The sequence below is a fragment of the Sanguibacteroides sp. AM78-02pH3A genome, assembly GCF_027666085.1.
Classification (GTDB): Bacteria; Bacteroidota; Bacteroidia; order Bacteroidales; family Marinifilaceae; genus Gabonibacter; species Gabonibacter massiliensis.
In genome coordinates, this window is the sequence record NZ_JAQEHX010000005.1 from 25839 (window position 1) to 39108 (window position 13270).

At 41.2% G+C, this 13270-nt stretch carries 15 protein-coding genes; 1 reads left to right on the plus strand and 14 read right to left on the minus strand.

The window, feature by feature from the left end:
- Positions 1 to 135: 135 nt before the first annotated feature.
- The 3 genes from kdsA to PGR74_RS08900 all read right to left on the minus strand — a co-directional run bounded on the left by kdsA (position 136) and on the right by PGR74_RS08900 (position 3111).
- Entirely contained in the window at positions 136 to 936 is an 801-nt protein-coding gene (kdsA, locus tag PGR74_RS08890; RefSeq protein ID WP_041502926.1) for a 3-deoxy-8-phosphooctulonate synthase, read from the minus strand.
- A gap of 302 nt (positions 937 to 1238) precedes the next feature.
- Positions 1239 to 2516 (minus strand): replication-associated recombination protein A, encoded by a 1278-nt coding sequence (locus PGR74_RS08895; protein WP_270516924.1) that lies wholly within the window; start codon positions 2514 to 2516, stop codon positions 1239 to 1241.
- Between the two features lie 292 nt (positions 2517 to 2808).
- The gene (locus tag PGR74_RS08900; protein ID WP_041502924.1) at positions 2809 to 3111 is read right to left on the minus strand and encodes a DUF3276 family protein; all 303 of its coding nucleotides are present in this window, start codon (positions 3109 to 3111) and stop codon (positions 2809 to 2811) included.
- Positions 3112 to 3319: 208 nt separating this feature from the next.
- Between PGR74_RS08900 and PGR74_RS08905 the strand changes: the two genes are divergently transcribed.
- On the plus strand, positions 3320 to 3535 hold the full coding sequence (locus tag PGR74_RS08905) for a hypothetical protein (RefSeq protein WP_041502923.1): 216 nt from the start codon (positions 3320 to 3322) through the stop codon (positions 3533 to 3535).
- Here the strand turns inward: PGR74_RS08905 and PGR74_RS08910 are convergent.
- The 11 genes from PGR74_RS08910 to PGR74_RS08960 form a co-directional block, all read right to left on the minus strand.
- Positions 3532 to 4257 (minus strand): tyrosine-protein phosphatase, encoded by a 726-nt coding sequence (locus PGR74_RS08910; RefSeq protein ID WP_270516925.1) that lies wholly within the window; start codon positions 4255 to 4257, stop codon positions 3532 to 3534. The two genes, PGR74_RS08905 and PGR74_RS08910, sit on opposite strands and share 4 nt — an antisense overlap.
- A 6-nt stretch (positions 4258 to 4263) precedes the next feature.
- A complete protein-coding gene (locus PGR74_RS08915) occupies positions 4264 to 4839 on the minus strand; it encodes an acyltransferase (protein ID WP_041502973.1) in 576 nt (191 codons plus the stop codon).
- Positions 4829 to 7156, minus strand: a complete 2328-nt coding sequence (locus PGR74_RS08920) for a GumC family protein (protein ID WP_052634483.1) — start codon at positions 7154 to 7156, stop codon at positions 4829 to 4831. The genes PGR74_RS08915 and PGR74_RS08920 overlap by 11 nt, the downstream gene beginning before the upstream one ends.
- Positions 7157 to 7183: 27 nt before the next feature.
- Complete coding sequence (locus PGR74_RS08925; protein ID WP_041502921.1) at positions 7184 to 7957, minus strand: polysaccharide biosynthesis/export family protein; 774 nt, start codon at positions 7955 to 7957, stop codon at positions 7184 to 7186.
- A gap of 260 nt (positions 7958 to 8217) precedes the next feature.
- Positions 8218 to 8547 carry a type II toxin-antitoxin system RelE/ParE family toxin gene (locus PGR74_RS08930; protein ID WP_041502920.1) on the minus strand — a complete coding sequence of 110 codons (330 nt, stop codon included), beginning with the start codon at positions 8545 to 8547 and terminating at the stop codon, positions 8218 to 8220.
- On the minus strand, positions 8538 to 8798 hold the full coding sequence (locus tag PGR74_RS08935; RefSeq protein WP_041502919.1) for a hypothetical protein: 261 nt from the start codon (positions 8796 to 8798) through the stop codon (positions 8538 to 8540). The genes PGR74_RS08930 and PGR74_RS08935 overlap by 10 nt, the downstream gene beginning before the upstream one ends.
- A gap of 182 nt (positions 8799 to 8980) precedes the next feature.
- Positions 8981 to 10408: a capsule assembly Wzi family protein gene (locus PGR74_RS08940; RefSeq protein ID WP_236684927.1), complete on the minus strand. Its 1428-nt coding sequence runs from the start codon at positions 10406 to 10408 to the stop codon at positions 8981 to 8983.
- A gap of 612 nt (positions 10409 to 11020) precedes the next feature.
- A complete protein-coding gene (locus tag PGR74_RS08945) occupies positions 11021 to 11599 on the minus strand; it encodes an ORF6N domain-containing protein (RefSeq protein ID WP_041502918.1) in 579 nt (192 codons plus the stop codon).
- 155 nt (positions 11600 to 11754) lie between these two features.
- Positions 11755 to 12324, minus strand: coding sequence for an ORF6N domain-containing protein (locus PGR74_RS08950; RefSeq protein WP_041502917.1), 570 nt, complete (start codon positions 12322 to 12324; stop codon positions 11755 to 11757).
- 249 nt (positions 12325 to 12573) lie between these two features.
- Positions 12574 to 12879 (minus strand): helix-turn-helix domain-containing protein, encoded by a 306-nt coding sequence (locus tag PGR74_RS08955; protein WP_270516926.1) that lies wholly within the window; start codon positions 12877 to 12879, stop codon positions 12574 to 12576.
- Positions 12851 to 13192 (minus strand): type II toxin-antitoxin system RelE/ParE family toxin, encoded by a 342-nt coding sequence (locus PGR74_RS08960; RefSeq protein WP_041502915.1) that lies wholly within the window; start codon positions 13190 to 13192, stop codon positions 12851 to 12853. Before PGR74_RS08960 ends, PGR74_RS08955 begins: the two co-directional genes overlap by 29 nt.
- Positions 13193 to 13270 lie beyond the last annotated feature (78 nt).

Here is a 13270-nt window from a genome sequence, read left to right on the forward strand (position 1 = left end):
TTGTAAATTGAAATGCAGGGTCCAATCTACAATCGTCAATCTCTGTAATCTCCCCATCTCAGAATCACTTAATCTCCTAATCACTTAATCTCCTAATCTCAGAATCATTATATCTCCCCATTTTTTGATCAACAATTAAAGAACGGCTTTTCGGATCCTTACCAATTTTTCCAATAGCCCTTCCAATAAATCCAAACGCAACATATTGGCTCCATCCGACTTGGCCCGGCTCGGGTCTGCATGCGTTTCGATAAAGAGTCCGTCCGCACCCACGGCAATCCCGGCCTTGGCAATCGTTTCTATCAACGCCGGTTGTCCTCCCGTTACGCCAGAAGTTTGATTAGGCTGTTGCAACGAATGGGTAACATCCACCACGACTGGACATTTACAAACATTTTGCATGATTTGGACACCTCTGAAATCGACCACTAAATCCTGATAACCGAAAGTGGTTCCCCTCTCCGTTACCATAACCTCGTTATTCCCCGACTCCCTGATCTTGTCTGCTGCAAAACGCATGGCTTCCGGGGATAAAAATTGTCCCTTCTTAATATTAACGATTTTTCCGGTTTTAGCGGCAGCAACCAACAAATCCGTCTGACGGCATAAAAAAGCCGGAATCTGCAATACATCCACGTATTCTGCGGCCAACTCGGCATCTCGTTCGCTATGAATATCCGTCACCACCGGAATCCCGAACTCCCGCCTCACCTTTGCCAATATTTTCAAAGCTTTTTCATCCCCTATACCCGTAAATGAATCCAGACGCGAACGATTGGCTTTCTTGAACGATCCTTTGAAAACATACGGTATATGCAAACGCTCCGTCACTTTTTTCACATGCTCGGCAATATGCAGTGCCATCTCCTCACCCTCGATCACGCAAGGCCCCGCCAGTAAAAAAAACATCTCTTTATCTATCAATTCCCTATACATAATCTATATCCTAATTAATTTCTATATTCTCAATTGATAACTCCTATTCTAATTGCAAATTACAGATTGTAAACCTGATAAATTCCGTGATTCAATGATTTAGTGATTCTGTGATTTAAATTTAATCACTTAATCTTCCAATCACTTAATCCTCTAATCACTTAATCTTCCAATCACTTAATCCTCTAATCTCTTAATCCTCTAATCTCTTAATCCTCTAATCTCTTAATCATTATATTACTAAATCACTTAATCTTCCAATCACTTAATCGCTCAATCCTTTAATCCACCATGTTCCATTGTTACTTCTTCCATCTGTTTTTCCACCACATCGCCAACCTTTCCCATATCTTCTGTTCCTGGGCATTGGATTGAGGTCTATAAAATCTTCTACCCTTCAACTCTTCCGGAAGATAATTTTGTTCCACGAAATTTCCCGGAAAATCATGCGGATACTTATAGTCCTGCCCGTAATTCAACTCTTTCATCAACTTCGTCGGAGCATTACGCAAATGCAGGGGGACAGGCGAATTACCCGTATTATGAACGGCCTCCATTGCCGCGCCGATAGCTAAATAAGCCGAATTACTTTTCGGTGACGTTGCTAAATAGATAACGCATTCGGCCAAAGGGATACGAGCTTCCGGCATTCCGATCTTATGAACCGCCTCAAAACAGGCATTGGCAATCAACATGGCATTCGGATTGGCCAAACCGATATCCTCCGAGGCGGATATGATCAACCGGCGGGCAATGAATTTCGGATCCTCCCCTCCCATCAGCATACGAGCCATCCAATACAGGGCGGCATCCGGATCTCCTCCCCGGACAGACTTTATCATGGCCGACACGATATCGTAATGCTGTTCCCCGTCCTTATCATACATCAAAGGGTTCTCGTGCAACTCCCGGTGTACGGCTTCATTGTCTATGACGATGTCCCCCTCTCCTAATCCGTTGACCACCAGCTCCAATATATTCAACAATTTCCGGGCATCTCCCCCACTATACGAGATCATCGCCTCTTTCTCCTTCACCACAATACGGCGGGTACTCAAGTAAAAATCTTTTTGGATAGCCCGGTCTATCAATTTCTCCAAATCGACTCTCTCCTGCGCTTTCAACACGTAAACCTGACATCTGGACAACAAAGGGGAAATAACCTCAAAAGAGGGATTTTCCGTGGTCGCTCCTATCAATGTCACCGTACCCTTCTCCACGGCAGCCAACAACGAATCCTGTTGTGCTTTGGAAAACCGATGGATTTCATCGATAAATAAAATAGGATTCGGGGTATTGAAGAACCGTTGATTTTCCGCCTTCTGAATTACCTCCCGAACATCCTTAACTCCCGAACTCACAGCACTCAACACGTAAAAAGGACGTTGCAACTGCTCCGCAATAATCATGGCCAAAGTAGTCTTCCCGACCCCGGGAGGTCCCCACAAAATAAAAGAAGAGACAACCCCGGAATCGATCATCTTCCGAAGTACCTTACCCGGCCCCACCAAATGTTGCTGACCGATGTAATCTTCTAAAGATTTCGGCCGCATTCGCTCTGCTAACGGTTTGTTATCCATCTCAATCCTTCTTATTGTAAATCGTAGATTTTAAATCAAGGAAATTCTGTGTTTCTGTGATTAAATTCGAATCTCTTAATCCTTCAATCACCTAATCACTAAATCTTTTAATCGCTAAATCTCTCAATCTACAATCATCTAATCACTTAATCCTCTAATCTACAATTTCAAATTTACAATCGCCAATTGTAAATCGTCATTTATCCACACAAAGATAACACAATATTTCCAACGAAATAAAAAAAAGCGGGTGATACCTCTCACCCGCCTATATTACAGCACACTACAGCTTTTAATCTTCTTTTTTCGGCAACTCGCCATTAATAGCAGCTTTCACCACCCCGATAGCTTCTTCTAAACCTTCTGCAAACTTCTCGAAATCTTCCTTATACAAAAATACTTTATGCTTCTCGTAACTCGGATTTCCGTCTTTATCAAATTTCTTTTTACTCTCGGTAATAGTAAGATAATAATCACTATTACGGGTTGCCTTCACATCAAAGAAATAGGTTCTTTTCCCTGCTTTCACTGCGTTAGAATAGATCTCCTCTCTATCAATCGTATCCATTCCTTCATTTTGTTCGTATCCTTCCATTGCTTTTGAATTTTATTTGACTTTGCTGCTCAAATGTAGGAAAAACAAAGTAAAAATAAACTTTTTTAATCCTTTTTTTTTAACCTTTCTCCCCGATCAACGTAAAAAAAAGAATAACATCATTTATACAGAATAAAATTTACCTTTTTCGAGCTATATATGCTTCAAAAAGCTAATTTTGAACTTATATTTTAAAATCCATATAAAAATGATCTGGAAAATTTTTCTCATCGTTCTCGTACTAATCGGATTGGCTGTTATCGGCCTGGGTATCTCCACTTTTTTTTCCAAAAAGAAAAAATTCCCGGAAACTCATATCGGACGCAATAAAGCCATGAACGACCGGGGAATCAGTTGTGCAGCCACGACCGATCGCAAAGAACGGGCGACCTACAAACCGATAGAGATTAAAAAGAACGACTAAATAGGTGAAAGTCTATAAGGACTGTATCTATTCAGTACATCACTCTCTTTTGATTTTAAAAAGTCCTCCAACAACTCGATTTGTCTCAAGGAGTGAATGTCGCCCGACAAATAATCGATCAAACCTCTTTTCAATAAAACGTAAGCCCCTTTCCGGGCCTCTTTTCCGTAATACCCCGTGAACGACAAAAGGTTGACCTGCAAGCGGCATCCTTTACCTTTCAACTCCCGGCACGCTTTCTCAATATCCTCACCGTAAAAACGATAACGTTCCGGATGGGCCAACACCGGTTCGAAACCCTCGGTTTGCAATTGAAATAACAACTCCTCGAAATAAAGAGAAGGAGCTAAAAAGCTATGTTCAAGCAACACGCGTTCCCCCCCGGATGCCATGATTTGTTTTTGCCCGATCAAATCGAACATATACCTTCCGACCCGATATTCAGCTCCGATATCGGCATCCAAACGAATATCCTCCCGCTTCAAACGCTCCTCCAACTCTTCCCATCGTTTTCCTATATTCTCCGGTCCGTTCATCAGCAAGGGATAAACGATATGCGGGGTAAACGTGAAGCGCTTCACGCCCAATTTCAACATACGCTTCACGATCTCCGCCGATTCCTCCACGGTTTTTACACCGTCATCCAATCCCGGCAAAATGTGCGAATGCAAATCGTGCCCGTAAAAGAAATACTGCTTCACCGAACGTTTCCTGAAAAACATAAGCTTTCAAATTTTCACGACGACGCCCTCTTGCAACCGGTACTTTTCCCCGCTTTCCGGACAAACAGCCACACCTTCCGCGTCAAAAATCAACCGGTGCCCGTACTCGCTCATCCACCCCGTCTGCCGGGCCGGATTCCCTATTACGAGAGCATAATCGGGAACCGTTTTGGTCACGACCGCCCCCGCCCCGATAAAAGCATATCTGCCGATATCGTGACCGCAAACGATCGTAGCGTTGGCCCCGATCGTGGCTCCCCTCTTTACAAGAGTTTTGGCGTATTGAGATTTCCGGTTCACGGCACTCCTCGGGTTCACCACGTTGGTAAAAACACAGGAAGGCCCTAAAAACACATCGTCCTCGCACGTTACACCCGTGTAAACGGATACGTTATTTTGTACCTTCACGTTATCTCCCAACACCACCCCCGGAGAGATCACCACGTTTTGGCCGATATTACAATTCTTTCCCAATATACAACCGTCCATGATATGGCTAAAATGCCATATTTTACAACCGCTTCCGATCCGGCACTCCTTATCGATTACCGCTGTCTCGTGCGCAAAAAATTCAGTCTTCATCTCTCTTTGTATTTTGTCCGTAACCATAACCGTATTTAGCCCCGTAACCATAGCCGTAACCGTATCCGTAACCGCCCCGTCTGATCTTTATCCCGTTGACGACGATCCCCAGGTTAGGCAATCGTTTTTTCTTTTCCAAATCCGTAACCAACCTTAAATCTTTCCGATCCAACAGGTGAGCCCGTACGACATACACGCAGGCATCGGCCAACCGGCTTAATGTAAAGCCTTCCGCCAAAATACCCAAGGGAGGAGTATCCAACACGATGCAATCGAACTCTTCCTTTAATTCCGTTATCAACTCTTCCATCCGGGGACTGGCTATCAACTGGGTAGGATTAGGAGGTACGCTTCCCCCGAATATAGCGTAAAGACAATCGTCTATCTTATTTATAATGTTCTTTTTATCATTTTCCATTCCGGCCAAGTAGGCGGACAATCCTTTATGATGATCGCATTTAAAATAGAGATCCATCTTCGGATTTCGCAAATCACAACCGATAGCGATCGTCTTTTTACCGGATTTGGCATAAGCGTTGGCCAAATGAGCAGAAACAAGAGATTTACCCTCTTGAGGAATGGTCGAAGTCACCATGATAACGGGACATTCCGCCTGCCGTACCATATAATTCAAGTTCTCCCGGATCAGATGCATGGATTCCGACATCATAAAATTCTCCTGAAAAACATCCCTCTCTCCTTCCGGCAGTTCAGGCGTACTTCCCAATACAGGAGCGTTCACGGCCTTCTCGACATCTTCGGTATCCCGCACCTTGGAGTCCAACACATCCAATAGAAATATTCCCCCGAAAGGCAATGCAACTCCCAACACCAACCCGATCAACAAAATCATGGATTTTTTCGGTGATACGGGACTCCCTTGCGTGTTCGGGTCTTCTATGATTTTCGCCATGGGTACGTACATCAATTTGGCGATCTCCGCTTCCTCCCGCTTTTGCATCAGGAACAGGAAAAGATTCTCCTTCAACCCCTGTTGCCGGGAGATCTCCCGGTACTGTTTCTCCTGCGTGGGTACCGACGTCAGCTTCTTATCCACCAACTGACTCTCTTTCTCCAAACTTTGTATCTTGATCTCCAATCCTTTCTCCACATTCTCTATCGCCATCCGGATATTCTCTTTCAATCCCCTTAACTGACTCTCTATTCCTTTTATCAAGGGGTTACTCTCCCGGGCCGTCTGCAACAATTTATTCCTTCGCAGGATCATCTCGTTATACTTCCCGATGCCGTTGTTCAACGCGACATCCGCCAACCCCAAGTTTTCGGGCAGCAAATGAAACCCAGCTTTCTGATCCAAAAAATCCCGTACGCTCCTCATCACGTCCAAATCAGTCTCTAATTTCAACAACTCGGCCCCGGCCGATTTTTTCCGCTCCATAATAAAAGTTGCATCCGAAGCCAAATCAGTCAGACGATTCTGTTTTTTAAAGTTTTCTGCCCTATCCTCGATTTCACTTAATTCCTGATTGATCACCTCTAACCGGCTATTGATAAAATCCACCGTATTTGTCGATACAATCCGCTTATTACTCACCCCGTTATCGTTATACGCCGCGATCAACCGATAAATCAAATCAATGGCCCGGGGAGGCAATTCGTCCTTCACGGAAAGTCCGACGGCATTGGTATTCTTCTCCAAATTACTTATATCGAGTTTTCCGTAAAATACATCCGTGGCCACAGGGAAAGAATTGATACTCACCCGGTATTCTCCCTCTTTTACGTTCGCGGGCTCTTTCTCTATCGAAATCGAATACCCCCCTACCGTTATCCTTTCCGAGTAGTTTCCCTTAAAAACAGATTCTCCCTCCGGGGTTAAAACTTCCACCCGATCATCTTTCCCTATACTCACATAAAACGAGGTATCCCGGATATTTTCCGGGTAATCGATCAAAATACGAAACGGGGCATTTTTATAAAATTCCTTTTCCCTTATTCCCCCTTCTTCAAAATAACGTACATTTAAATCCAACTCCTTCACCACCTCCCGCATCAGATTTTTCGAACGTAATTCGATCATCTCGTTTTCCACGAACACATCCCCCTGGAAAAAGCCCAACTCTTTCATCATGGCATTAGTTCCCAGCTCTCCCTTTCTCGAATCGTTTATCATTACTTTCGTTTCCACGTTATACACGGGGACCCGACTCATATAGTAATAAATAGCTCCACCTAAACACAACGGTACACTAATTGCAAACCACCACCATCTATACAGGATCTTGTTAAGAAACTTGCGGAAATCAAAATTTTCCTCCTCTTCCACCAAAAACAGATCATTGTTCAACTCATTCATAAGCCTGATATTATTTTACACACCCTATTACCTGACAATTAAAGCGATTATCGCCACCATCGTGGAGACGCTCGACAATATATAGGGTAGGAAAGCACCCGCATTTCCCCCGGCTATCCGTCCCCGGTTCGGCTCCACGTAAATCACGTCATTCTGCCGCAAAAAGAAAAAAGGAGTATCCATAAACTCCGTGGAGGTCAGATCGATCCGGGCAAACTGCTTCTCTCCGTCCACTTCCCGCACGACCAACACGTTTTTCCGTTTGGCATTAATCTGCAAATCCCCCGCCATTCCCAAAGCATCCAGAATGGAAATACGTTCTCCCAACACCTTATAGCTTCCCGGATTTTTCACCTCTCCCAATACGGTCACCCTGAAATTCAAATATTGTATGGTCACGATCGGATTCTTCAAGTATTTACCCAATCGCTCCTTCAGCGAATCGGCCAACTCGTTTCGGGTCATTCCCATCACCCTCAATTTACCCAACACGGGAAAATCGATACTTCCCTCCTTATCGACAAGATATCCCTGAGGAACCTGTTGATTAGACGAACCTACCGTCTCCCTCCCCAAACCGATCATCGGCGTATTAAAAGGAAGTGCCGCCTCCACATCGTCACAGGAAACGATGATCGACAACAGATCATCCGGCTGAATCACCGTTTTATACTCGCACTCGGCTTTAATACGTTTATTCACGTCGGCATCCTGTAAATAAACCACCTTTTTACTCGATCCGCAGGAGGCACACAACAGGCCCCCCAACAGAATCCACACTCCATTTTTCAAAAGTCCCATATAATTAAAATTATTGATTTAACGAAAGTCGAATAGACCTGAAAATTTATTTTTGATTTATGATTTACGATTTATGATTCAGTCAGTGATTTTGCCATCTTTAAATCGTAAATCTAAAATCCGAAACCATAAATCTTTTTAATCTCAGAATCCCTTAATTCATTTTCCTACTACCCGTTACGATTTTTCTCGGTAATGTCATTCATTACCGTCCATATTTTTTGTTTATTCCTCCAAATTAATTTTAGGAAACAGAGTAACTATTCAGAGAGATTATTTAAGAAATAGTTCAGATAAGTTCTCAAAATATCAGGATTTCTCCTTACATCCCAGATCATTGCAATATAAATTTTATCAGAACTCAAACAATAAAAAATTTTAGTTCTCTTATTGACGATTACTACACGTAAAGATTTTATTTCTCCCAATTCAACCTCTTTACCGATTAAAGGAGAATCTTTTAATAACGTAATTTTTTGATAAAGCGTTGCACGAACTCTCGAAGCTACCTGATGACTCCAAGATTGATTCAAATAAAAAATCAAATCCTTTAACGTAGTAATAGCCAAATCAGTCCACACTACTTCCATCCCATTTTTTTATCTATTTCATCAAACACTTCTTCCGTGGTGTAAAAAGGTCCTCCTTTGGCGATCAGTTTATCGGTATAATCAGCAACTTGCTGCAACAACTCTTCAGGCAATTCATATTCCTTCACTTTCTCTTCTTGTTTTAGTAATGAATTGACAAAACAATAAACCTCTTTGAGTTTATCTTCATTTAATTCCATCACTTTACGAAGGATATCAACACGTAGTGTATCTGCTGTCATTGCTTTCATAGTCTTTCTCCTTATTCTTACAAATATAGAAAATAATTTTGTCTATTCCTACCATTCATATTTTACTGAAATCATAATCTTCTGAATCGTCTAATCACAGAATCCATTAATTCTTTAAATCGTAAATCTAAAATCCGAAATCGTAAATCTCAGAATCACTTAATCTCTAAATCACTTAATCGTCAATTATTTATTGTCAACCGCAACATCACTCCCACGTTCTCCCGTAACAATTTTCCTTCGTCCCCATAAATTCCGGCTTCCGTTTTAAACGGTAATCTTCTCCAGGGAATTCCGACCTCCATTCCCCATGAACATTGTCGTTTTACCCGCTCAAAAGGCTCCCGGTATCTCCCGTAATTCAACGAATAGGAAAACCTTCCCAAATAAGAAACCTTCCCGGCAATCCACCCTTTGATCCCTAAATAATGAGCGATCACCCGGTTATTATACATCCCGATAACGAAGCCCTCCTTATTCTTTGGGTTCGGCAACAAAAAAGGCGTTCCGATGATTCGCCCGTCTGTCGTCCATCCCGATTTATATTCACCATGTAAAAAATAATCATCCCTTCCCCCCACCTTCTTCCATCCGTAGCCGGGAGCATCAGGATCTTGCTTTTCCATCTCCGCGGGAGTTGCCGGACGGTCGTGATACGGTCCCGACTGGTATTTGGTATAAAGGAACTCGTAGATCACATCCGTACACCATCCCGACCGATTCCCCGCCCCGTAATAAAAGGCATAAATCCCGTCGGGAAACGAACGGAAATCCGTTCCCGAACCATCCTCGAAAGGAATATCATGGTAAAACGTCAACGTGTAACGGTCTCCCTTGTAATTAATCCTCAAATGCTCCCGTCCCAAATGGTTTCCCAGGGCATTGTTCTGTGCACTGCCCGAAGCATCACTCCCTCCTTCGCTACCGACCACGATACGGATATAGTCTTTCAAAGAGGAGGGCTGTTTTCCCAAATCAGGTGAAATTCCGCCCCATTGGGCATAATGATCCAATCCCACGATGATATCCCATCGTTTATGCGGCGTAATCCGTAGAAATAGCGACTTATGATGCAGGCGCACCTTCTCCGCGTACCGTTTCCCGATCATCCGGTAATCCCCGTAACTAAAACGGAAAGCCAATACCTTGCCTATAAAAGGTAAAGGTATATACTCGCTACGCAAATTATACCCCGGATTCACCCGGGCATTACCCGATTGAACAAAATCCCCGTTGGTCGAAGAGACCCCGTTGTATTCCGTGTCCGGATGTATCATCCCGATATCCAAACGCAATCGCCTCCAACGGGCACTCGCGTACAACTCATCCACCGACACCCGGTTATTCCCTTTCTCACCTATCCCCACACCCGAAAAACCATAAGCCGTTTGGATCTTCCTTCCCTCCCGGAAATCGGAAAACAACCCAAGCCTCAACACCCCTCCCGCCCGATCCGGCATAGCTCCCCAGCGATCCCTACCCATCCAAAAAGGCAAAACACCCCCTCTCCCGGCATAACCGCTAAGCTCCCCGACATACCCCACCTCCCGCTTTTGCGCACAAAGAACAAAGGATAATAACAACATTATCCCGAATAAAATAGCCTTCAATAATTGTAAATTTTAAATTGTAAACCTGAGAAATTCTACGATTCAATGATTTAGTGATTCCGTGATTCTGTGATTTAAATTTAATCACTAAATCACCTAATCTCCTAATCCCTAAATCTCTTTATCTCCCAATCCCTTAATCATCTAATCCTTTTATTGGAAAAGAATCCCACTCTTTTATATTATAAATACAGTGCTATCCATCTGCTTTTGAATAGCACCACCCTAAAATTTACAATAAAATAACACATTTGATTTAGTGATTCCATGATTTAATTTGAATCTCCTAATTGTAAATTAGACGAATTCTGTGATTTAGTGATTCCATGATTATATGATTCAAATTTAATCTCTAAATCTCCTAATCCTTCAATCATCTAATCTCTTAATCCCCCAATCACTAAATCTTTTAATCTACAATCGTCAATCTTTTTAATCTCTTAATCCCCAATCACTAAATCACTGAATCCTTTAATCCCAGAATCCCTTGATTCTTTAAATCGTAAATCTTTTTCTGTCATTTAACCAATCCTATAGGATTACATTTTACATGTACCGATTTGATTTTCAAGTGCGATTGTTAATAATTTATGTTTTGGTATCACGTTAGTATCATTTTTTATCTTCATGATCCGGTAATATGTACCCGATCCGATTCCTCTCTTTTAATCCCCGGTCTTTTGCTTGCAACTCGGACAAGGTCTGATTTATTAATTCGAGTTGTATTCTAGTATCTTCATTTATGTCGTTTTGATCCATAAAAACCTCTTCCATGTACTGTTTAAGTTCCTTTATTCGATTTTCTAATACTTCGATTTTATCACCTGGAGGACTGTATAGAACTTGTCGCACGGCAATGAAAGCACGCATGATATTGATATTTATTTCGATGGCAACCTCACTATTCAAAATAGAAGAAAGCATCGCTACACCCGATTCTGTAAAAGCAAAAGGAAGGTATCTAATACCACCTCTCTTGTTTGAGGTCACAAATTGTGACCTCAAAGTACCGAATTCTTCTTTAGTAAGTTTAAACATAAAGTCCACAGGAAATCGTCTTATATTACGTTTTACGGATTGTTTCAATACCTTTGTTTCTGTTCCGTACATTTCCGCAAGGTCGAAATCCAACATCACCTTCTGACCTCGTATTTCATATATCTTACTTCGAATTAATTGTAGTTGATCCATTCTGATTGTAAATTAATTTACAATTTATGATTAAGATTCTGATCTTACCCTCTTTAAATCGTAAATCTTTTTAATCTCTTAATCCCCAATCACTAAATCACTGAATCCTTTAATCCCAGAATCCCTTGGTTCTTTAAATCGTAAATCTTTTTCTGTCATTTGACAAATCCTATAGGATTACGCGGCTTATTTTCCAATTTCTTTTGTGCTTGTAATTCTGCCAACGTTTGATTGATAAGCTCCAATTGCATCCGGGTATCATCATTAATATCATTGTAATCAACGAATACCGATTCTATGTACTTCTTAAACTTTTTTAATTCGCTTTGAAGCTCTGATACCTTATCCGCCGGGATCTCGCTTATCACTTGACGAACAGTAACAAAAGCACGCATTATATTGATATTTACCTGAATTGCAATATCGGAATTTAATATTCCTGAAAGCATTGCTAAACCTTGTTCTGCAAAAGCATACGGAAGTTTACGAACTCCACCCCAACTTGATCTTCCAAAATGGAATATCAAGTTTACTTTTAATTGATCAAATTCCTCTTCCGTGAGTTGAAACATGAAATCGCCGGGAAAACGTTTAATATTCCGTTGAACAGCCTTATTCAAATTACCGGTTGTAACCTGGTACAATTCAGCCAAATCTTTATCAATCATCACCTTCCGACCCCGTATCTCGTAAATCTTACTTCGAATTAGTTGTAGTTGACTCATTTGATTGTAAATTTTAAATTGTAGACCCGATAAATTCTGCGATTCAATGAATTAGTGATTCCGTGATTCAAATCTCCTAATCATTATATCTCCCAATCACTTAATCTCCTAATCACTTAATTCTTTAATCTCTAAATCACTTAATCATTATATTTCATTCCCGATACATTATCACGATATTTAGGCCTACAATACTTAAGTTTTTATAAGATTTCCGTTTTCACGACAAAGATTTGAACACTGACTCTTTTAAGCTATTGGTTTTACAATTTCAATTTTTAACCCGAGAGCACCAATAATACGATAAAACATAGCAACACTCGGAGTTATTACTCCGTTTTCAACACGAGAAATATATGATTTTGTTGTATTTATCCTTTTAGCTAATTCTGACTGAGTTACCTTTGCCTCTTTCCTCGCTTCTAATAAAATTTGCCCAGTATAGTAAGCATACGCCTCCTCGTCAAATTTTGCACGCTCGGGGGTCCCGGGAGCTCCAAACTCTTTTTCTAATTCTGCGCTAATATCAATTAACATGTTTTCTTTTATACACATAATATTCCTCCTTTATCTTTAAAGCCCTCTCTATCTCTGATACTAAAATTTTACGAGACTTTTTTTGAAAACCATTAAACAGTACAACTATTTTTTCCTCATCAAAAATAAAAAAGATACGATATATATTACTATTATACTGCATACGTAATTCATATAATTCATCACGTACAAATTTTATGAATCTTGTAGGAATACGATCTTCTGTCTCAAGTAACGAAAGTATATACTTTACCTTCAGCCTTTCTTTCTCTGTCAATGTAGAGAGAAATTCATTATAATACCGACCGTATGCTATTATTTTTCTTCTCACTTACAAATATAAATAAAGTTTCAATATAATACAACTCATTCTTTTTTCTTGGTAAAAAGACAACAAGTTAAAAAATCT